At 74.2% G+C, this 20,726-nt stretch carries 17 protein-coding genes; 6 read left to right on the forward strand and 11 right to left on the reverse strand.

Translation table 11 applies throughout. From position 1 onward, the window contains the following. The 7 genes from murD to rsmH all read right to left on the reverse strand — a co-directional run. Positions 1-972: UDP-N-acetylmuramoyl-L-alanine--D-glutamate ligase (gene murD, locus IEZ12_RS00050; protein WP_229847153.1), on the reverse strand; the 972-nt coding region annotated here is incomplete at its 3' end. Continuing rightward, positions 972-2,033, reverse strand: coding sequence for a phospho-N-acetylmuramoyl-pentapeptide-transferase (gene mraY / locus IEZ12_RS00055; protein ID WP_189270197.1), 1,062 nt, complete (start codon positions 2,031-2,033; stop codon positions 972-974). The genes murD and mraY, both read right to left, overlap by 1 nt. Continuing rightward, positions 2,030-3,433, reverse strand: coding sequence for a UDP-N-acetylmuramoyl-tripeptide--D-alanyl-D-alanine ligase (locus IEZ12_RS00060; RefSeq protein WP_189270198.1), 1,404 nt, complete (start codon positions 3,431-3,433; stop codon positions 2,030-2,032). Before IEZ12_RS00060 ends, mraY begins: the two co-directional genes overlap by 4 nt. Then, a complete protein-coding gene (locus IEZ12_RS00065) occupies positions 3,430-4,974 on the reverse strand; it encodes a UDP-N-acetylmuramoyl-L-alanyl-D-glutamate--2,6-diaminopimelate ligase (RefSeq protein WP_189270199.1) in 1,545 nt (514 codons plus the stop codon). The genes IEZ12_RS00060 and IEZ12_RS00065 overlap by 4 nt, the downstream gene beginning before the upstream one ends. A 130-nt stretch (positions 4,975-5,104) precedes the next feature. Next, complete coding sequence (locus tag IEZ12_RS00070; protein WP_229847095.1) at positions 5,105-7,228, reverse strand: peptidoglycan D,D-transpeptidase FtsI family protein; 2,124 nt, start codon at positions 7,226-7,228, stop codon at positions 5,105-5,107. Then, positions 7,225-7,674 (reverse strand): cell division protein FtsL, encoded by a 450-nt coding sequence (ftsL, locus tag IEZ12_RS00075; protein WP_229847096.1) that lies wholly within the window; start codon positions 7,672-7,674, stop codon positions 7,225-7,227. Before ftsL ends, IEZ12_RS00070 begins: the two co-directional genes overlap by 4 nt. Positions 7,675-7,800: 126 nt before the next feature. Then, on the reverse strand, positions 7,801-8,769 hold the full coding sequence (rsmH, locus tag IEZ12_RS00080) for a 16S rRNA (cytosine(1402)-N(4))-methyltransferase RsmH (RefSeq protein ID WP_189270201.1): 969 nt from the start codon (positions 8,767-8,769) through the stop codon (positions 7,801-7,803). A 493-nt stretch (positions 8,770-9,262) separates the two neighbouring features. Here rsmH and IEZ12_RS00085 point away from each other — a divergent pair, with 493 nt between their 5' ends. The 4 genes from IEZ12_RS00085 (at position 9,263) to IEZ12_RS00100 (ending at position 14,688) form a co-directional block, all read left to right on the forward strand. After that, positions 9,263-9,778: a beta-class carbonic anhydrase gene (locus IEZ12_RS00085; protein WP_043913488.1), complete on the forward strand. Its 516-nt coding sequence runs from the start codon at positions 9,263-9,265 to the stop codon at positions 9,776-9,778. Between the two features lie 233 nt (positions 9,779-10,011). Further along, entirely contained in the window at positions 10,012-10,959 is a 948-nt protein-coding gene (locus IEZ12_RS00090; RefSeq protein ID WP_043916283.1) for an AAA family ATPase, read from the forward strand. Position 10,960: 1 nt separating this feature from the next. Beyond that, on the forward strand, positions 10,961-12,277 hold the full coding sequence (locus tag IEZ12_RS00095) for a DUF58 domain-containing protein (protein WP_229847097.1): 1,317 nt from the start codon (positions 10,961-10,963) through the stop codon (positions 12,275-12,277). Beyond that, a complete protein-coding gene (locus tag IEZ12_RS00100; RefSeq protein ID WP_189270202.1) occupies positions 12,274-14,688 on the forward strand; it encodes a transglutaminase TgpA family protein in 2,415 nt (804 codons plus the stop codon). Before IEZ12_RS00095 ends, IEZ12_RS00100 begins: the two co-directional genes overlap by 4 nt. 126 nt (positions 14,689-14,814) lie before the next feature. Here IEZ12_RS00100 and IEZ12_RS00105 read toward each other — a convergent pair whose 3' ends face one another. The 3 genes from IEZ12_RS00105 to IEZ12_RS00115 all read right to left on the reverse strand — a co-directional run bounded on the left by IEZ12_RS00105 (position 14,815) and on the right by IEZ12_RS00115 (position 16,777). Then, positions 14,815-15,192, reverse strand: coding sequence for an SCO2097 family morphological protein (locus IEZ12_RS00105; protein WP_043913491.1), 378 nt, complete (start codon positions 15,190-15,192; stop codon positions 14,815-14,817). A gap of 239 nt (positions 15,193-15,431) precedes the next feature. Then, positions 15,432-16,184 (reverse strand): methyltransferase domain-containing protein, encoded by a 753-nt coding sequence (locus IEZ12_RS00110; RefSeq protein WP_100585996.1) that lies wholly within the window; start codon positions 16,182-16,184, stop codon positions 15,432-15,434. 92 nt (positions 16,185-16,276) lie between these two features. After that, positions 16,277-16,777 (reverse strand): SAV_6107 family HEPN domain-containing protein, encoded by a 501-nt coding sequence (locus IEZ12_RS00115; RefSeq protein WP_189270203.1) that lies wholly within the window; start codon positions 16,775-16,777, stop codon positions 16,277-16,279. Positions 16,778-17,227: 450 nt separating this feature from the next. Here IEZ12_RS00115 and IEZ12_RS00120 point away from each other — a divergent pair, with 450 nt between their 5' ends. Next, positions 17,228-17,848, forward strand: coding sequence for a DUF4126 domain-containing protein (locus tag IEZ12_RS00120; protein ID WP_189270204.1), 621 nt, complete (start codon positions 17,228-17,230; stop codon positions 17,846-17,848). Between the two features lie 63 nt (positions 17,849-17,911). Beyond that, a complete protein-coding gene (locus IEZ12_RS00125) occupies positions 17,912-19,303 on the forward strand; it encodes a phytoene desaturase family protein (RefSeq protein WP_189270205.1) in 1,392 nt (463 codons plus the stop codon). 7 nt (positions 19,304-19,310) lie between these two features. Here IEZ12_RS00125 and IEZ12_RS00130 read toward each other — a convergent pair whose 3' ends face one another. Then, positions 19,311-20,036 carry a hypothetical protein gene (locus IEZ12_RS00130; protein WP_189270206.1) on the reverse strand — a complete coding sequence of 242 codons (726 nt, stop codon included), beginning with the start codon at positions 20,034-20,036 and terminating at the stop codon, positions 19,311-19,313. Positions 20,037-20,726: the final 690 nt, after the last annotated feature.

Raw genomic sequence — 20,726 nt, forward strand, 5'->3', positions numbered from 1 at the left:
GAAGGCGCGCAGACCGTCGCGGACGGCCTTGGCGTCGACCCCGTAGGCCCGGGCGAGGGCGGCGGCGGCGAGCGCGTTGGCGATGTTGTGCGGGGCCGGCGGGTCGATGTCGGCGACGGCGCCGAGCTCCGCGGCGGCCCGGTCCCGGTCGGGGACGAAGGCGCGGTCGACCAGCAGGCCGTCCACGACGCCGAGGTTGGAGACGGCGGGGGCGTCGAGGCCGAAGCCGATCGCGCGGCAGCCCTCCTCGACGTCGGCCTCGCGGACCAGCGCCTCGGTGGCCGGGTCGGCGAGGTTGTAGACGCAGGCGACCTGGTTGCCCTGGTAGATCCGGCCCTTGTCGGCGGCGTAGGCGTCCATCGAGCCGTGCCAGTCGAGGTGGTCGGGGGCCAGGTTGAGCACGGCGCCGGAGTGCACACGGAGCGAGGGCGCCCAGTGCAGCTGGTAGCTGGAGAGTTCGACGGCCAGGACGTCGTAGGGCTCCTCGGCGAGGACCGCGTCCAGCACCGAGACGCCGACGTTGCCGACGGCGGCGGTGCGCTTGCCGGCGGCGGTCAGGATCGACGCCAGCATCTGGACGGTGGTGGTCTTGCCGTTGGTGCCGGTGACGGCCAGCCAGGGGGCCGGCTCGCCGGTGGCGGGGTGCGGGGTGCGCAGCCGCCAGGCGAGTTCGACGTCGCCCCAGACCGGGACGCCGGCCTGCTCGGCGGCGGCGAACAGCGGGCTGTCGGGGGCCCAGCCGGGCGAGGTGACGATCAGCCGGGTGCCCCCGGGCAGGCCGGCGCCGTCGCCGAGGCGGACGGCGATGCCCTGCTCGGTGAGGGCGGCGGCCTTGGCGTCCAGCGCGGGGCCGGTGCCGCCGTCCACGACCGTGACGTGCGCGCCGAGTCCGTGCAGGACCCGGGCGGCGCTGACCCCGGAGAGGCCGAGTCCCGCGACGACGACCGGAAGGCCGGCCCACTCCGGGTTGATCATCCGGTCACCCATCCCGCGTAGAAGAGTCCGAGTCCGACGGCGACGCACAGGCCCTGGATGATCCAGAACCGGACCACGATCAGGACTTCGCTCCAGCCCTTGAGTTCGAAGTGGTGCTGGAGTGGCGCCATCTTGAAAACGCGCTTGCCGGTCATCCGGAACGAGCCGACCTGGATGATCACCGAAAGGGTGATGATCACGAACAGGCCGCCGAGGACGGCCAGCAGCAGCTCGGTGCGGGAGACGATGGCGAGGCCGGCCAGGGCGCCGCCGAGGGCGAGCGAGCCGGTGTCGCCCATGAAGATCTTCGCGGGCGAGGTGTTCCACCACAGGAAGCCGAAGCAGGAGCCCATCAGGGCGGCGGCGACCACGGCGAGGTCCAGCGGGTCGCGGACGTCGTAGCAGGACGCCGTGGCCTTGATCGCGTAGGCGCAGTTCTGCCCGTGCTCCCACAGGCCGATGAAGGTGTAGGCGCCGAAGACCATCACCGAGGCGCCGGTGGCGAGGCCGTCCAGACCGTCCGTCAGGTTCACGCCGTTCGACATCGCGGCGATCATGAAGTACGCGAACAGGACGAACAGCACCGGGCCGATCGCCCAGTCGAAGTCCTGCACGAAGGACAGGTGGTCGGAGGCCGGGGTCTTCCCGCGGCTGTCCTCGAACTGCAGCGCCAGGATGGCGAAGGCGAGCGCGAAGAAGGACTGGCCGAGCAGCTTCGCCTTGGCCCGCAGGCCCAGCGAGCGGCGCTTGACCACCTTGATGTAGTCGTCCAGGAAGCCGACCAGGCCCAGGCCCGTGGTCAGGAACAGCACCAGCAGGCCGGAGGCAGTGGGCGACTCGCCCGTTATCGCCTTGGTCGCGAAGTAGGCGATCAGCGTGGCGAGGATGAAGGCGATGCCGCCCATGGTGGGCGTGCCCTTCTTGCTGTGGTGCGCCTTGGGGCCGTCGTCCCGGATGTACTGGCCGTAGCCGTGCCGGGCGAGCAGCTTGATCAGGGCGGGGGTGCCGAGCAGGGTCAGCACCAGGCCGATCAGGCCGGAGAAGAGGATCTGCTTCACTTCGCGGCACCGTCCGCGAGCAGTGCGTCGGCGACCTTCTCCAGGCCCACCGAACGGGATGCCTTCACCAGGACCACGTCCCCCGGCCGCACCTGACTGCGCAGCAGCTCGATCGCCGCGTCCGCGTCGGACACCAGCACCGACTCCTCACCCCACGAACCTTCGTTCCTCGCGCCCAGTTCCATCCGGGCCGCCTCGCGTCCGCCGACCGCCACCAGCTTGGTGATGTCGAGCCGGACGGCGAGCCGTCCGATGGCGTCGTGCTCGTCGAAGCTGTCCTCGCCGAGCTCCCGCATCTCACCGAGCACCGCCCAGGTGCGGCGGCGCTCCGGGCCCTTGCCCGCCATCGTCGCCAGTGCCCGCAGCGCGGCCCGCATGGACTCCGGGTTCGCGTTGTAGGCGTCGTTGACGACGGTCAGGCCATCGGCCCGGTCGACCACCTCCATGCGCCAACGGGACAGCGCACCGGCTTCGCCGAGTGCCTCGGCGACGCGGTCGACGGGCATCCCGAGCTCCACCGCCACCGCGGCGGCGGCGAGGGCGTTCGAGACGTGGTGCTCACCGTACAGGCGCAGCTGCACCGGTGCGGAACCGGCCGGGGTGCTGAGCGTGAACTGTGGCCTCCCGGTGGCGTCCAGGCGAACATCGGTGGCGCGGATGTGTGCGTCCTGGGACTCCCCGAACAGCACCACGCGGGCCTTGGTGCGGCTGCTCATGGCGCGCACCAGCGGGTCGTCGGCGTTCAGCACGGCGACGCCGTCGGCCGAAAGCGCCTCCACCATCTCGCCCTTGGCGTCGGCGATGCCCTGCTTGGAGCCGAACTCGCCGAGGTGCGCGGTGCCGATGTTCAGCACCAGGCCGACGGTGGGCGGGGTGATGCCGGTCAGGTACTCGATGTCGCCCTTGTGCCGGGCGCCCATCTCCATCACCAGGTGGCGGGTGGTGGGGGCGACCTGAAGGGCCGTCAGCGGGTGGCCGATCTCGTTGTTGTGCGAGCCGGCCGGGAAGACCGTCTCGCCGTGCTCGGCCAGCAGTTGGCCGATCAGGTCCTTGGTGGAGGTCTTGCCGGCCGAGCCGGTGAGCGCCACGATCCGCACGTCGGCGGCGCGGGCGACCACGGCCCGGGCGAGCCGGCCGAGCGCCACGACCACGTCGTCGACCAGGATCGCGGGCACGCCGACCGGGCGGGTGGCGAGCACCGCGACCGCGCCGTCGGCGACCGCCTCGGCCGCGAAGTCGTGGCCGTCGACGCGCTCGCCGAGCACGCACACGAACAGGCCGCCGGGCTCGATCCGCCGGTTGTCGGTGACCACCGCACCGGTGATCACCGCGTCCGGGTCGGCCGCGTCCAGGGTGCCGTCGACCGCCTTCGCGGCCTCGGCCAGGGTCAGTGCGATCACCGTTCTGCCTCCATGAGCTGCTCCATCGCCACCCGCAGCACCTCGCGGTCGTCGAACGGGCGGACCTCGCCCTTCACGTACTGCCCGAGCTCGTGGCCCTTGCCGGCCACCAGCACGGTGTCCCCGGCGTGCGCCCGGGCGACCGCCAGCGCGATCGCCTCGGCCCGGTCGGGGACGGCGAGCACCTCGCCGCGCTCCTCCTCGGGCACCTCGGCGGCGCCGCCGAGCATGGCGGCGAGGATCGCCAGCGCGTCCTCGGAGCGCGGGTTGTCGCTGGTGAGGACGGCGGTGTCGGCGAGCCGGGCGGCGATCGCGCCCATCGGGCCGCGCTTGTACGGGTCGCGGTCGCCGCCGCAGCCGACGACGACGTGCAGCCGGCCCTTGGTGACCTCGCGCAGCGAGGCGAGCACGGCGCTCAGCGCGTCCGGCTTGTGCGCGTAGTCGACCACCGCGACGTACGGCTGCCCGGCGTCGACCTTCTCCAGCCGGCCGGGCACGCCCGGGACCTGCGCCACTCCGGCGACCGCGGCGTCCAGCTCGATGCCGGCGGTGACCAGCGCGGTGATCGCGCCGAGCGCGTTGGCGACGTTGAACGGGCCGGGCAGCGGCACCGAGGCCGCGGCGCGGGCGCCGTCCGGGCCGACCACAGTGAAGGTGGACCCGGCCGGGCCGAGCTGGACGTCAACGGCGCGCCAGTCGGCGGCCGGGTCGCCCGCGGCGGAGAAGGTCACCATCGGGATCCGGGCCTCGCCGGCCAGTCGGCGGCCGTAGGAGTCGTCGCGGTTGGCGACGCCGAGCCGGGCCTTGCCGGGCTCGAACAGCCGGGCCTTGGCCCGGTAGTAGTCCTCCATGTCGGGGTGGAAGTCGAGGTGTTCCGGCGTCAGGTTGTTGAACAGCGCGACGTCGTAGGCCACGCCGTCGGTGCGGCCGTACACCAGCGCGTGGCTGGAGACCTCCATGACCACCGCGCCGGCGCCGGACTCGTGCATCACGGCGAGCACCGCGTGCAGGTCGGTGGCCTCGGGGGTGGTGCGCTCGGACTTGATCCGCTCGGTGCCGACCCGCATCTCCACGGTGCCGATCACGCCGGGCAGCCGGCCGGCTCCGCGCAGGCCGCCCTCGACCAGGTAGGAGGTGGTGGTCTTGCCGTTGGTGCCGGTCAGGCCGATCATCAGCATCCGCTCGGCGGCGGCCCCGTAGACCGCCGCGGCGAGCTCGCCCATCACCGCGCGGGGGCTGTCCACCACCAGCAGCGGCACGCCCGCGTCCGCGGCCAGCTCCGCGCCGGCGGCGTCGGTGAGCACCGCGACCGCGCCGGCGGCCACCGCGCCGGCGGCGAACGCCGCACCGTGGTGGTTGGCGCCGGGGAAGGCCACGTACACGTCGCCCGGACGCACCGCCCGGGAGTCGTGGGTGATGCCGGTGACGGCCGGGCCCTCGGCGGGCGGCAGCCCGAGCAGCCGGGCCGCCTCGGCGAGGGGCAGCGCCGCGGCGCTGCTCGGACGGGGGGGACTCGCGGAGATTTGATCGGATTTCGGCACGGCCGGAAGGCTATCGGCCCCATGCCCCCCGGGGCCAAACCGGGTCCCGTCGGCCGTGACGCTGCTCACATCGCGAGCGTCGCGAGCGTCGTGCTCGGCGCGCCGGGCGGTGTCGGGGGTGTCGCTCATCTCAGGGCTTCCAGTCGACGGGCAGGTTCGGCGCCTCGCTGCCGCTCGGCGGGACCTGGAGGGTCTTGAGGGTGAACTCCATCACCTGCTTGAACACGGGCCCGCACAGCTGCCCGCCGAAGTGCCCGTTGACCGGGTCCTGGATGACGCAGGAGACCGTCACCCGGGGCTGGTCGGCGGGCGCGAAGCCGATGAAGGAGGCGGTGTACCCGGAGTACTTGCCGGTCTTCGGGTCCACCCGGTTGGCGGTACCGGTCTTGCCGGCCACCCGGTAGCCCGGGATCTGCGCCTTGGTGCCGGTGCCCTGCTCGTCGGTGACGACGGACTCCAGCATCTCGGTCAGCGTCTTCGCGGTCGCTTCCGTCACCACCCGGCTCTGCGCCCCGGCCGGCGCGGGCGTGAACCGCCCGTCCGGTCCGGTGGTGCCGGCCAGCAGGCTGGGGGCGACCCGCACGCCGCCGTTGGCGATGGTGGAGAACACCGAGGTCGCCTGCAGGGCGTTCACCGACAGGCCCTGGCCGAACGGGATGGTGTACTGCTGCGAGCCGTTCCAGTCCTCCGGCTTGGCCAGGATGCCGCGGGTCTCGCCGGGGAAGCCCAGCCCGCTGGGCTTCCCGATGCCGAACTTGTCGAGGTACCCGGCGAGCACCTTGTTGGCCTCCGCCTGGGTCGGGCCCAGGTGCTCGGCGGCCTCGATGGTGCCGATGTTGGACGACTTGGCGAGCACGCCCGCCAGCGTCAGGTACCAGGTCTCGTGGTCGACGTCGTCGTGGAAGACCCGGTCGGAGCGCTGCAGCGTGTTCGGCACCGTCACGTGGGTGTCCCAGTTCGCCGAGCCGGTGTCCAGCACCGCCGCCATGGTCATCAGCTTGGCGGTGGAGCCCGGCTCGTAGGCGTCCTGCAGGGCCGGGTTGCCGAGCTGGTCGGCGCGGGCCGAGGACAGGTCGTTCGGGTTGAAGCCCGGGGAGGAGGCCATCGCCAGCACCTGACCGGTCTTCACGTCCTGGACGACCACGTAGCCCTTCTCCGCCCCGGCGTTGGACACCTGGTCGGTGATGGCGCGCTGCGCCGCCCACTGGATGTCCGGATTCACCGTCAGCCGCAGGTCGCTGCCGGGCACCGCGTCCTGCCGGCTGCCGCCGGCGGTGGCGACCCGGCGGCCGCCGGCCGAGGCGTAGGTCGAGTAGCCGTCCTCGCCGGCCAGCTGCTGCTGGTACTGGAGTTCCAGGCCGCCGGTGCCGGTGCCCTCGGAGTTGACGAAGCCGATCAGGTTGGCGGCCAGGCCGTTCGCCGGATAGCTGCGCCGGGTCGACTGCTCCCAGAACACCCCGGCCAGTGGGTTCACGCAGGCGGTGTCGAGGAACTGCCGGCCGCCCTTCTCGGCGGGCTTGCCGAGCAGTTCGCGCTGGCCCCGGCAGACCTTGGTGTCGGTCTGCTTGGTCAGCGCGGACTTCAGGTCGGCGATCTGCGCCTTGGCCTTCGGCTCCTGACGGGCGGTCAGCAGCGCGTACTGGCTCTTCGGGTTCTTCGCGTTCAGGTGCAGCGCGGCCGCCAGCTTCTCCTTCGGCTGACCGAGGATCGGCGCGAGCAGCGCCGCGGCCTGCTCGGGGGCGTCCGGCAGGTGGGTCGCCTCGGGGGTGAACATGGTCGGGTCGGCGGTGATGTCGTACGCGTCCACGCTGGTGGCCAGCACGGTGCCGTCGGCGGCGGTGATCGAGCCGCGCTCGGCGGGCAGCGACACCCGGACGTACTTGTTGGCGCCCGCGCCGGCCGCCAGCGCGTCGGAGTCCAGCAGCTGGAGCTGCACCAGCCGGCCCGCGAAGATCACGAAGACCAGGCCCAGACAGACCGTCACCAGCCGCAGCCGGCGCTTGGGATCGGCCAGCTTGATCACCCGCGCGCCGGACGCCGGGCGGCGGGCGGGCGGGCGGCGGACCTCGGGGCGCGGCCGGGGCCGGGCGGCGGGCCGGCACTCCCCCGCGGCCGGCCGCGGGCGGGCCGGGCGCGGCGGGGCGCCGTCGCCGGAGCGGCGCGGCTCGCCGACCCGGCGGCGGGGCGCGGCGGGGCGGCCGCCGGACGGCGGGGTACGGCGCGGGGGGTGGCCGTCGCCGGGCGGGCGGGTCACCGCTGGGCCCCGGGCGAGGGGCTGGCGGGCGGCGCGGGGGCCAGCTCGATGCCGGGGTCGCCGGGGCTCGGCGACCCCGCGGGTGAGGGCGAGCCGGAGGCGGCGGGGCGCTGCCAGGGGTCGGCGCTGCTGCGCGGCACCGGCGGGTTGTCCTCGGCGGCCTTGGGCTTGCCGGTGACGCTGCCGTCGGCGCCCAGGAAGACCGGGTCGCCGCCGGGGACCATGCCGAGGTCGCGGGCGCGCTGCTCCAGCGCGTCGGGCGCGGACTGGGCGGCGATCTCCTGCTGGAGGGACTGCTGCTGGTCGGTGGCCTCGGTGGTCTGCTTCCGCAGCCGGGACAGCGTGAACGAGCCCTCGTTGAGGGCGGTGTTGAGCATCAGCAGCCCGAGCAGCCCGGCCGACAGCAGGGTGACCACCAGCACCGCGAACGGGGTGCGCCCCCGCATCGAGCGCGCCCCGGGCCGGACGGTGATCCGTGCCCTGCCCCCCTGCCCGGGGACGCGCCCCCGGGTCCGCTCGCCGGCCACCGGCACCGCTCCACTCCCCTTCGCTCCGCTGCTCCCGGCGGCTGGCTACCTCCGGGTCTCCCTGATCCTCTCCGCCACGCGCAGCCGTACGGGTGCGGCGCGCCGGTTCTCCTCGATCTCCTCCTCGGTCGCCAGTTCGGCTCCTCGGGTGAGCAGCTTCAGCCAGGGCTGGAGCTCCTCGGGGATCACCGGCAGGCCCGGCGGGGCGGTCGAGGTGGCGCCGGCCTGGAAGTACTGCTTGACCAGGCGGTCCTCCAGCGACTGGTAGGACATCACGACGATCCGACCGCCCATCGCGAGGGCGTCCAGCGCGCCGGGGATGGCCCGGTCCAGCACCTCCAGTTCGCCGTTGACCTCGATCCGCAGCGCCTGGAACGTCCGCTTGGCCGGGTTGCCGCCGGTCCGCCGGGTGGCGGCCGGGATGGCGTTCCGCACCAACTCCACCAGACGAGCGCTGTTGGTGAACGGTTCCTTCTCGCGTTCCCGCAGCACCGCGGAGGCGATCTTCCCGGCGAACCGCTCCTCGCCGTACACCTTGAGGATCCGGGCCAGGTCGCCGTGGCTGTAGGTGTTGAGGACCTCCGCGGCGGAGATGCCGCGGGTCTGGTCCATCCGCATGTCCAGCGGCGCGTCCTGGGCGTAGGCGAAGCCGCGGTCGGCCTCGTCCAGCTGCATCGAGGACACCCCGAGGTCGAACAGCACGCCCTGCACCGCGGGGATCCCCAGGTCGGCGAGGACCTGCGGGATCTCGTCGTACACGGCGTGCACCAGGGTGGCGCGGTCGCCGAAGCGGGCCAGCCGCTCGCCGGAGAGCTTCAGCGCCTGCGGGTCGCGGTCGACGGCGACCAGCCGGACGTCGGGGAAGCGGGTCAGCAGTGCCTCGCTGTGGCCGCCCAGGCCCAAGGTGGCGTCCACCACCACCGCGCCGGGCGCGGAGATCGCCGGAGCGAGGGCGTCCAGGCAGCGCTCCAGCATCACCGGAATGTGCCGGGGGTTGGGGCTGTCGGTACTCATACGGGGGCCGGGCCCTTCCTCAGGTGCAGGTGTGGCCCCGCCATTCTCGCTCACCGGCCGGCCGGCTCCGCACGCCACCCGTGGTCCCCGCCCGCTCGCCCGGGGGAAGGAGCGACCGCCCGGCGCCGGGGAAGGTGCGCCAGGTGGGCACGGAGCGGGAGGAGGCCGCGGACTGCGTACGGGCCGGCCGGCCCGGTGCGGAGAGCGGCCGGGCGCCCGGTTGCCGGGTGCCGTCCGCCGTGCTCCACTGCGCCGCCAGACTATCGCCCACGCCTCGCCAGTCAACGCTCCACCACGGCGCACCACCCGCCCGGCCGTATCCGTCCTCGCAGGTCGGACCGGTGGTGCGGGCCGCCGGCCGGACGGGGCGCGGAGCGCTCCGGACGCGCCGGTCGAACCAGGTCGAAGCCGTCCGAACGGGGCCCGGAGCCCGGCGGGTAAAGGCTTGCGCAGGTGGGTCCCGCCGCCCGCGCCGCCCCACTACGGTCGTCGCATGGCACCTGCTCCCGGCTCCGACCGGCCGTCCGAGACCGACCGCTTCGTGGCAGCCAACCGCTCCTACGCCGAAACCTTCCGGGACGGCGGCATGGACGCCCGCCCGGTGCGCAAGGTCGCCGTGGTGGCCTGCATGGACGCCCGGCTCGACCTGTTCGCCGCGCTCGGCCTGGAGCTCGGCGACGCGCACATCATCCGCAACGCGGGCGGCGTGGTCACCGACGACACCATCCGCTCCCTGACCATCAGTCAGCGTGCCCTGGGCACCCGCACCGTGGTGCTGATCCACCACACCGGCTGCGGCCTGCTCGGCCTGACCGAGGACTTCCGGCACGAGCTGGAGCAGGAGGTCGGACAGCGCCCGCAGTGGGCGGTGGAGGCCTTCACCGACCTGGACGGCGACGTCCGCCAGTCCATGCAGCGGGTGCGCACCTCGCCGTTCCTGCCGCACCGCGACCAGGTCCGCGGATTCGTCTTCGACGTGCACACCGGACTGCTCCGCGAGATCCGCTGAAACCGTCCGGGCCGCGCCCTCGTCCCAAACCGGGACAAGCCTTCGCGTGTCGCCCGGCCGGGTGACTTCTGGTCGGGGGACAGGGAAGAATGCGCCAAGTATTCGGGGCGGGCCGGGCTCGAACCAGCCGCCCGGCGACTGTTGCACATGGGAGCGTACGGGTGACGACCATCAACGGACAGGGCACGGGGCAGCCGGAGCAGGACCGCCGCGAACGCCGGGAGCCGGCCGGGCTGGCGGAGCTGACGGCGGTGGTCGACCGGGTCCGGGCGTCCGTCGAGAGCGTGATCGAGGGCAAGCCGGAGGCCGTCCGGATCGCGCTGACCGTGCTGCTCGCCGAGGGTCACCTGCTGCTGGAGGACGTGCCCGGCGTCGGCAAGACCATGCTCGCCAAGGCGCTGGCCCGCTCGGTGGACTGCACGGTCCGCCGGATCCAGTTCACCCCCGACCTGCTGCCCTCCGACGTCACCGGCACCAACGTCTTCGACCAGCACCAGCGGGACTTCGAGTTCCGGCCCGGCGCGATCTTCGCGCAGATCGTGGTCGGCGACGAGATCAACCGGGCCTCCCCGAAGACCCAGTCGGCGCTGCTGGAGTCGATGGAGGAGCGCCAGGTCACCATCGACGGCACCTCCTACGAGCTGCCCTCGCCGTTCATGGTGATCGCCACCCAGAACCCGGTCGAGATGGAGGGCACCTACGCCCTGCCCGAGGCCCAGCGCGACCGCTTCATGGCCCGCATCTCGATCGGCTACCCGAGCCCCGAGGCCGAGTACGCGATGCTCGACCTGCACTCGGCCGCCAACCCGCTGGACGACCTGCGGCCGGTCGCGCACGCCGCCGACCTGCTCAAGCTGATCGAGGTGGTCAAGGGCGTGTACGTCTCCGACCCGGTCCGCCGGTACGCCGTCGACCTGGTCTCCGCCACCCGCAACACCCCCGAGTTGCGGCTCGGCGCCTCCCCCCGGGCCACCCTGCACCTGGTCCGCGCGGCCCGCGCGCACGCCGCCCTGGACGGCCGCGACTACGTGCTGCCGGACGACATCCAGGCGCTGGCCGTGCCGGTGCTGGCGCACCGTCTGCTGCCCACCTCGGAGACCCAGCTGAGCCGCCGCACCGTGGAGAACGTGGTGCTCGACCTGGTGTCCCGACTGCCCCTCCCGCGTCCGCAGGGCCGCTGAGGTGCCGGGCCCCGCCCGGCCCTCCGGGCTGCGCGCCGCCCTGCAGGGGCTCACCACCCGGGGGCGTTCCTTCCTGGCCGCCGGCCTGACCGCCGCGCTCTGCGCGTACCTGTTCGGCCAGAGCGCGCTGTTCCAGGTCGGCGTGCTGCTGGCGGTGCTGCCGCTGGCCTCCGCGCTGCTGCTGGTCCGCACCCGCTACCGGGTCGCCTCCGGCCGCCGGCTCAGCCCGCAGCGCGCCGCGGCCGGCCAGGAGGCCCGGGTGCACCTGCGGCTGGACAACGTCTCCCGGGTGCCCACCGGCCTGCTGCTGCTGGAGGACAAGGTCCCGTACGTGCTGGGGCCGCGCCCGCGCTTCGTGCTGGACCGGGTCGAGCCGCGCGGCTTCCGCGAGGTGTCCTACCGGGTCCGCTCCGACCTGCGCGGCCGCTACCCGCTCGGCCCGCTGCAGCTGCGGCTGTCCGACCCGTTCGGGATGTGCGAGCTGACCCGCGCGTTCACCGCCGCCGACGTGCTCACCGTGGTCCCGCAGGTCCTGGACCTGCCGCCGGTGCGGCTGCCCGGCGAGTCCGCCGGGCAGGGCGAGTCCAACACGCACGCGCTGGCGCTGGCCGGCGACGACGACGTCATCCCGCGCGAGTACCGGCACGGCGACGACCTGCGCCGGGTGCACTGGAAGTCCACCGCCCGCTACGGCGAGTTGATGGTCCGTCGGGAGGAGCAGCCGCTCCGGGCCCGCGCCACCGTGCTGCTGGACACCCGGGAGACCGCGCACCGCGGCTCCGGCCCCGCCTCCTCGTTCGAATGGGCGGTGTCCGCCGCCGCCTCGATCTCCGTCGACCTGGTGCAGCGCGGCTACCAGACCCGGCTGCTCACCGACACCGGCCGCGCCCACCCGCAGCACGGCGCCAACACCACCACCGCCGAGACCGTCGGCGTGCTGCTGGACGCGCTCGCCGTGGTCGAGCACTCCGACGGCGGCGGCCTGGGCCGCGCCGAGGAGGTGCTGCGCCTGGGCGGCGAGGGCCTGCTGGTGGCGATCGTCGGCGACCTCGACGAGGACCAGACCGAGCGCCTGGCCAGGCTGCGCCGCCGGGCCGGCGGCGCGGTCGCCCTGCTGCTGGACACCGGCACCTGGTCGGGCCTGCGGCACCTCTTCCCGGACTCCGCCGACGAGCAGGCCGACACGGCGATCGGCCGACTGCGCGCGGCCGGCTGGACCGTCCTCCCGGTGCGGGCCGGCGACTCGCTGCCCGCGCTGTGGCGGGCCGCCGACCGCACCCAGAATTCCGTTCCCTACCGAGACGAGGTCGGCGCGTGACCACCCGGGCCAAGTTGACGCTCTGCGCGGCCCTGGCGACCGCCCTGGCGGCGCTGTCCCTGTCCCCGCTGTTCCAGGACTCCTTCGCCCTGGCCCCGCACGGCCTGCTGATGATCGCCGTCGCGGCCGGCGCCGGCGCCGGCCTGCGCGCGCTGCCGCTGCCCCGCCCGCTGGTGCTGCCGCTCCAGCTGCTCGCGGTGGTGTACGTCCTGATGCTGACCACCGTGCAGTCCGCGATGACCGTCGGCGTGCTGCCCGGCCCGGCCGCGTTCGACGCCCTCTCCACCCGGCTGGCCGCGGGCGGCAGCGACATCCAGGAGTACGCGATCCCCGCGCCCACCACCGACGGCCTGCGGCTGATCGTGGTCGGCTCGGTCGCCCTGGTCGCCGTCCTGGTCGACGCGCTGGCCGTCACCTACCGCCGGGCCGCCGCCGCGGGCCTGCCGCTGCTCGCCCTGTACTCGGTCGGCTGCGGCCTGGCCGGCTCGCCGGGCGGCATGTGGCTGTGGTTCCTGTTCGCCGCGGCCGGCTACCTGATCCTGCTGTACACCGAGGGCCAGGACCGGCTCACCCGCTGGGGCCGGGTCTTCCACGGCACCGGCCGCTCCGCCGTGGCACTGTCCAACGGCGGCCGCCGGGTCGGCCTGATCGCACTCGCCACCGCCCTGCTGCTGCCCGCCCTGCTGCCCTCGGCCGGCTCCGGCCTGTTCGGCGGCCTCGGCGGCGGAGCCGGCAACGGCAACGGGACGGGCAACGGCCCCGGCGACGAACGCTCGCTCAACCTGGTGGTCGCGCTCACCGCCAACCTTCGCTCCAACGACGACACCGAGCTGCTGCGCTTCTCCACCGACGCTGCCGACGCCGACCAGCTCTACCTGCGGGTCGCCGCGCTCAGCGAGTTCGACGGCGAGGAGTGGAAGGTCGGCAACCAGTCCGGCGAACCGCTGCCCACCACGCTGCCCGCCCCCGAGGGCCTGGCCGCCGGCGTCGCCACCAACCCGATCCGCACCAACGTCAGGATCTCCGACCGGCTCGGCGCCACCTGGCTGCCGATGCCGTACCCGGTGTCCTGGGTGGAGATGCCGTCCATCCAGAACTGGCGCTTCGACCGGACCGGCCGCACCGTCGTCGCCGTCAACGGCCAGAAGACCAACGGCCTCTCGTACTCGGTCGGCTCGGTCACCGTCAACCCCGACGCCTCGCAGCTGCGCTCGGCCGCCCCCGCCCCCGAGGACATCACCAAGCGCTACCTGGGGCTGCCCGCCAACCTGCCCGCCGTGGTCGGCGAGACCGCCCGGAAGATCACCGCGAACGCCAACAACCCGTACGACCAGGCCGTCGCGCTCCAGCAGTACTTCACCAAGGGCGACTTCACCTACAACACGAAGATCGAACCGCGCACCGGCCCGGACGCCATCGCCAAGTTCCTCCAGGACAAGGAGGGCTTCTGCGTGCACTTCGCCGCCACCATGGCCGCGATGTCCCGCTCCCTCGGCATCCCCGCCCGGGTCGCCATCGGCTTCACCCCCGGCACCGGCGACGGCTCCAACCGGATCGTGCGCAGCTCCAACTACCACGCCTGGCCGGAGCTGTACTTCTCCGGCCTCGGCTGGATGCGCTTCGAGCCCACCCCGAACCGGGGCGCCGCCCCGCTGTACTCCGTCCCGCAGGCCGCGAACACGGCCAAGCCGAGCGCGCAGCCCAGCGCCTCCTCCTCCGCCGACCGGCCCTCCGCCGGACCGTCCGCGTCCAGCACCTGCACCGCGCAGCAGCACCGCATCGGCGACTGCGACGACCAGTCCGCGGTGGTCGAGCACCGCACCGCCGCCACCGCGTGGTGGCGGAGCCTGCCCGCCCTGCTCGCCGCGGCCGCCCTGGTCCTGCTGCTCGCCGTGCTGGCCACGCCCATGATGCTCCGCGGCCGCCTGCGCCGACGCCGCCTCGGCGCCGGCCGGCACGGACCCGGCGCGGACGGCCCCCGGCTCACCGACGAACAGGTGCTCGCCGCCTGGGCCGAACTCGTCGACTCCGCCTGGGACCTGGGCCTGCCGCCCGACGAGGCCCGCACTCCCCGGAACGCCGCCCGCCGGCTCGCCGAGGACGCCCACCTCGCCCCCGCCGCGGCCGAGGCCGCCGGCCGGGTCGCCCTCGCCACCGAGCGCGTCATGTACGCCCGCGAGTCCGACCCGTCTCCGCACCTCGGCGCCGACGTCCGCACCGCCCGCGACGGCCTGCTCACCCAGGCCACCCGCGGCCGCCGCCTGCGCGCCCTGTTCCTGCCCGCCTCCACCGTCCGCCTCTGGTGGCGCACCCAGGAACGCATGGCCGCCCTCAACGAACGCACCGCCCGCCGCACGGACGCGATCCGCAGCAAGCTCACCGGACGCTTCCGCCGCACCCCGAAGGAGTAGCCGCCGCAGGTCCCCGCGCCCCGCCCGGGCGCGGGGAGCTGCGGGAAGGCGCTGCACGCAAAGATCCGCCCGACGAGGGAAGACTCCCTCCTCGGGCGGATCTCTTCGTTGTGAGTTCCGGTCGCGCTACAGCCCGCTCTGCTCGTCGCGGCGCCGCTGCCAGCGCTGTTCCATTTTGTCCACGACGCCGGTCTTCCGGCGTGGCGCTGCCGCCTGCCGTGGACCGTGTCCCGCCGGGCCTCGACGCCACGCGGTGACCGCGAGGACCGCACAGCCCAGCATTACCAGGAACCCGATCACGCTGACCCAGATGACCTGCGCGACCAGGCCGCCCATGAGCAGCGCGATGCCTGCCACGAACCCCGCCGCGGCCAGGTAGACCCGCCGACGGGTGTAGGTGCGCAGGCCGGTTCCCTCAAGCGCTGACGCGAACTTGGGATCTTCGGCGTACAGCGCTCGCTCCATCTGCTCGAGCAGTCGCTGCTCGTGCTCCGAGAGCGGCACGGAGTCCTCCTACTCGTCGGTCGCGGGGCGACCGGTCCGCCACCCCTGGCTCGGGCCTCGTGGTCCATATGCCCCACCGGTCTGGCCGTCATGCTTACCGGCTTTACCCAGATCATACGGTCCACGGGCCCGGTTCGGCGTGGTCAATCAGGCGTGGCACGGGCCACCACGAAGCGGGGCCCGCACTTCTGCAACGAGCGGACCCCCCACTTGGTGCCCCTGGCTGTGCCGGTGGGCGGTCAGGCCGCTTCGGCGAGCAGGTGGAGCTGGGTGGCGACGGCGTGGAAGGCGGGCTGCTCGGCGGCGGCCAGCTCCAGCTTGAGCAGGGCGTCGAGCGCGCCCGGCTCGGTGTCGACCAGGACGCCGGGGACCAGGTCGGCGAAGACCCGGATCCCGTGCACGGAGGTGACCCGCAGGCCGGCGTCGGTGGCGAGGGCGTCGAGCTGGTCGCCGGTGAAGCGGCGGGGCATCGGGTCGCCGGCGCCCCAGCGGCCGTCGGGGGCATCCAGCACGGTGCGGGCGTCGGTGAACTGGCCGGCCACCGCGCGGGCCAGCACGGCGCCGTTGCGGTTGGCGGCGAGCAGGCTGACCAGGCCGCCCTTGCCGAGGGTGCCGACCAGGTGGCCGAGCGCCTCGGCGGGGTCGTCGACGACCTCCAGCACGCCGTGGCAGAGCACCGCGTCGACCGAGCCGGCCGGGACCAGCTCGGGCAGCGTCTGGGTGTCGCCCTGGACGGCGCGCACCAGGTCGGTGACCCCGGCCTCGGCGGCCCGCCGCTCCAGGGCGAACAGTGCGTCGGGGCTGGGGTCGACCACGGTGACCCGGTGGCCCAGCCTGGCCACCGGCACGGCGAAGTTGCCGGTGCCGCCGCCGGTGTCGACGACCTCCAGGACCGGCCGTCCGAGCTCGGCGGAGCGCCGTTCCAGCGCCGACCGCAGCACCTCCCACACCACGGCGGTACGCAGCGCACTGCGGGGACGAGTCGGATACAAGGCGGCACCCCTCTTGGCAGGTCTTCCACGGCGGGAACGCCCTTACCCTATCCGTCCGAACAGGGCGGGCCGGGTGCGGCGCAGCCGCCGGCTCAGGGATGCAGGGCCAGGATCCGCTCCACGATCCGGAGGTAGAGGGCGGTGTTGCGGATCAAGTCGTCCGCGTCCCGCGGCCCGGCGGCGCCGGCGATGCCGGCCTCGGCGGCGGCGCGGCGGCGGGCGCCGGCGGCGAAGTAGGCGGCCCACTCGGCGAGTTCGGGGGCGACCTCGGGCAGCAGCTCCCATGCGGGGCGGATCGCGTGGCGGCGGCGCGGATGGCGTTCGGGACGGCCGCGGACCGCGAGCACGGCGGCGGTGGCGCGCAGCGCGGCGAGGTGGGCGGTGGCGTAGCGCTCCAGCGGATCCTGCCGGCCCCGGGCGAACACCAGGGTGCGGTGGGCGTGCCGCAGCAGTTCGAGCGCGGCCGGCGAGGCGGGAACCCGCCGCAGCACCGGGTGGACCTCGGCTCCGCGGGCGGCGGGCAGGGTGGGCTGGTCGACGACGGGTTGATCGACGGCAGGGCGGGCGACAGGCTCAGGACGACTGATGGTCATGGGTCTCCCCCGTTCACTCCGGACCTTGCCCGGGCCGGTCGGCCCGGTCATGCATCCATCGTGAACGGGGGGTCTGACAACTCCCTGACCGCTCGTGGCCGGTCGGTCGTCCCCACGGCCGCTCCCCCGGCGGGGGCCGGGCTCCGCCGCCCCGTGTCGGCGGTGCCCGGCCCCTTTCGTGCGGCCGTTGGTCGCGCCCAGGGCCTGTGGTGCGGGCCGCCGTTCCCCCGTTGGACGTGGCCTGCCCCGGGCGCTTCGGGAGGCTCACCGGCGGCGGCCGTCCCGTTGCCCACTACTGTGCCGTCACGCCGTCGCACCGGGAATCCGCGCGGGTACTCAACCGGCGATCTGAGTACGGATACTCAGACACCCCCGACGGTCGGCGGGGCGGGTACGGTGGCCGGGTCCGTCCGAGGGCCGGACGGACGGAGCGTGTGCGAGGGGGCTGCGGTGGAGGCCGTTCCGCTGATCTTCACCAGCGGCTGGGCGAGCGGGATCAACGCCTACGCCGTGGTGCTGCTGCTGGGCCTGTTCGGCCGGTTCGGCGGCGCGGACTCGGTGCCGCCAGTGCTGGAGCGCACCGACGTGCTGATCGCCGCGGCGGTGCTGTTCCTGTGCGAGGCGGTGCTCGACAAGATCCCGTACGTGGACAGCGTGTGGGACGTGGTGCACACCTTCGTCCGCCCGATCGCCGGCGCCACCGTGGGCGCCCTGCTGGCGGCACAGGACCCGGGCTCGCTGGGCGAGGTCGCGGCCGGCGCGGTCGGCGGCGTGACGGCCCTGCTCAGCCACGGCATCAAGGCCGGCCTGCGGATGGCGGTGAACACCTCGCCCGAACCGGCCTCCAACATCCTGCTCAGCCTGGGCGAGGACCTGTCGGTGGCGGGCCTGGTGACCCTGGCGGTCTTCCACCCGTGGCTCGCGGCCTCGGCGGCCGCCGTCCTGCTGCTGCTCGGGGGGCTGCTGGTCTGGTTCGCGGTGTCCCGCATCCGGCGGTTCTGGCTCCGCCGCCAGGAGCGCCGCCGGGCGAAGGCCGGGGCGCGCACCCCGGGGCTCGACCCGGCACAGTGACCTGCACGTGGATGAGCGACGCGGAGGCAGCCGCCAGGTGAAGGCCGCATAAGATCTCCTGCCATGGCTCGCATCATCGTCGTCGGCGCAGGTATGGGCGGTCTGGCCGCCGCGTCCAGGCTGGCCACCCTCGGGCACCGGGTGACGGTGCTGGAGGCGGCCGGAACGCACGGCGGCCAGGTGGGGTCGTACCGGCGGGAGGGTTTCGGGTTCGACACCGGGCCGGGCCTGCTGGCACTGCCCGCCGTGTACCGCGACCTCGCGCTGAAGACCGGCCGGGAGCCGCTGGAGGAGTTGGTCGCGCTGCGACCGGTGGACCCGGAGAGCCGGCACCTGTTCGCGGACGGCAGCGAACTGGTGCTGCCGAACGCGTCCCGCGGCGGGGTCGGCCAGGCGCTGGACTCGACGTTCGGCGCGGGCGCAGGTGAGCGCTGGAACGACATGGTCAACCGGGGCCGCACCGTCTGGGAGGCCACCCGCCGCCCGCTGTTGGAGGAGCCCCGCCCGGCCGTCGACCCCGTCGACCCGTACCCGGTGCCGCCGCGTCGCGGCCTGTCCCGGCTGCTGCCGCGCGGCCGCCACACGCTGGCCGACGTCACCGCCCGTGAGCTGGACGGCGAGCCCGGCCCGACGGCGCTGCTCGCCGAGTACGCGCTGCGGTACGGCCTGAACCCGCTGACCGCGCCCGCCTCGGCGACCGTCCTGCCGTACATGGAGCAGTCGTTCGGCGTCTGGTACGTGGGCGGCGGCATGCGGGCGCTCGCCGACGCGGTGTTCGCGCGGTGCGGGAGCCGCGGCGTCGAGTTCCGCTTCGACACGCCCGTACGGGCGCTGGAGCGTGCCGACGGGCGGGTGACCGGCGTCCGCACCGACGACGGGGTGCTGACCGCCGACGCGGTGCTGTCGGCCGTCCCCGGCCTGGGGGTCGCCGCGCCCACCGAGCCCGCGCCCGGCCGCTTCACCGTCCTGCTCGCGCTGAACGGCGCCCGCCCCGCCGGCACCGCGCACCGCACCGTGCTGCACGGCGCGGACGTCGCCGCCGAGGCCCGCGCGGTCTTCACCGACCGCACCCTGCCCGCGCGCCCCACCGTCCAACTGCTGCGCCCGGACGACCCGTCGCTGGTGCCCGACGCGGACTCCGAGACCGCCGTGCTGACCGTCACCGTCCCCGCCGGGCTCACCCTGACGGACGCCCAACAGGACGCCTACGCCGAACAGTTGCTGGCCCACCTGGCCGCCGCGGGCCTCGACCTGCGGGAGCGGCTGCGCTGGCGGGAGACCCGGCTGACCACGTCCGTCCCGGTGCCCGCGCTGGCGGGCGGCCAGCTCGCCCAGGCCAACCGGCCCGGCGAGCCCGGCCTGTACCTGATCGGCGCGCACGCCCACCCCGGCGGCGGGCTGGCCCGGGTCGGGATGTCCGCCTCGATCACCGCCGGGCTGATCGGCCCCGCCTGACGGCGGCTCAGTACTGCTGCTGGTAGTACCAGTTGTGCTGCTGCTCACCGGGCTGCTGCGGGATGTACGGCGGCTGCTGCTGGTACTGCTGCTCCGGCTGGTACTGCTGCTGCTGCGGGAACTGGTAGACCGGCTGGCCGTACTGGTCGTAGCCGATCAGTTGCGGCTGCGGCTGCTGGTACTGCTGCTCCGGCTGGTACTGCTGCTGGTAGCCGTAGTCGGGCTGCTGCTGGTAGGCGTACTGCTCCTGCATCGGCTGCTGGTAGGAGACCGACTCCTCGGTGTAGACCCCGGCGTCGAGCTCCTGGAACTCCTCGTACGCGTACGGCTGTTCCTCCACCGGCTCGTCCTCGACCGGGCCGACCTCACCGACCTTCGGAGCCGCCACTGCGGCCGCCGCGACGGCGGTCGTCCCGCCGGTGGCCGCGGCCAGCAGCGGAACCTTCGCCAGCGGCCCGGGCAGGGAGCCGTCCGCGCGACGCAACGACCAGCCGACCGGGCGACCGCGCTTGACCGAAAGGGTGACCATCGCCTGGCCCGCCGCGAAGGCGCCGGCGCCCGCGACTATCACCGGCACGGAGGACTGCGTCATCCCCGCCACCACCCCGAGGAACCCCGCCAGGGCCAGCGCCCGCCAGTGCAGCGCAGCGCGATTCTGCAGCAGCAACTCGGCCACCAGCCAGACCGCGACCAGCGCCAGGGCGCCATAGAGGAACAGGTGTCCGATGCCCATCCCCGCAACCTCCAGACGCCACCATCACCGCGCGATTGCGGGCGACTGTACCGCCTCCGGGCAAACACCACCGCATCCCGCACCACCCTCCCCCAACACGACCCCCCACCCGCGCCCCACCGCACCCCCGCACGCCCCACCCCCAACGCCGAAAAGCCCGGCCCGCCGGGCTAGAACCCCACGCCACCGGCTGAATCCCACCGACGCCGAAGCGCCCGGCCCGCAAGGCCAACAGCTCCCCGCCCCGCCAAAGCCTGGCCCGCAGGGCCGAAACCCCGCACCACCAGCCGGTCGAACCCCGCCAACACCGAAAGCCCGACTCGCAGGGCCAAACCTCGAACTCTCCCGCCCCCAAGGCCCGGCCCGCAGGGCCGAGACTCCGCGCCGCCGGCCGGTCGAACCCCGCCGACATGAGCCCGGCCCGCAGGGCCAACAGCTCCCCGCCAAAGCCTGGCCCGCAGGGCCAGAACCCCGCACCGCCAGCCAGCTGAATCCCGCCGACGCCGAAAAGCCCGGCCCGCAGGGCCAACCTCGAACTCCCCCGCCCCCAAAGCCCGGCCCGCAGGGCCAACCTCGAACTCCCCCGCCCCCAAAGCCCGGCCCGCAGGGCCAAAACCCCGCACCGCCAGCCAGCTGAATCCCGCCGACGCCGAAAAGCCCGGCCCGCAGGGCCAACCTCGAACTCCCCCG

Origin of the sequence: Kitasatospora griseola (genome assembly GCF_014648555.1) — a bacterium.
Classification (GTDB): domain Bacteria; phylum Actinomycetota; class Actinomycetes; order Streptomycetales; family Streptomycetaceae; genus Kitasatospora; species Kitasatospora griseola.

Coding starts and splice junctions, on each gene's coding strand:
- ftsL (WP_229847096.1), bottom strand. CDS start 7,674: ATGCGGGGGCGCACCCCGTTCGCGGTGCTGGTGGTCACCCTGCTGTCG.
- rsmH (WP_189270201.1), bottom strand. CDS start 8,769: ATGAGTACCGACAGCCCCAACCCCCGGCACATTCCGGTGATGCTGGAG.
- IEZ12_RS00085 (WP_043913488.1), top strand. CDS start 9,263: ATGGCACCTGCTCCCGGCTCCGACCGGCCGTCCGAGACCGACCGCTTC.
- IEZ12_RS00115 (WP_189270203.1), bottom strand. CDS start 16,777: ATGACCATCAGTCGTCCTGAGCCTGTCGCCCGCCCTGCCGTCGATCAA.
- IEZ12_RS00125 (WP_189270205.1), top strand. CDS start 17,912: ATGGCTCGCATCATCGTCGTCGGCGCAGGTATGGGCGGTCTGGCCGCC.
- IEZ12_RS00130 (WP_189270206.1), bottom strand. CDS start 20,036: ATGGGCATCGGACACCTGTTCCTCTATGGCGCCCTGGCGCTGGTCGCG.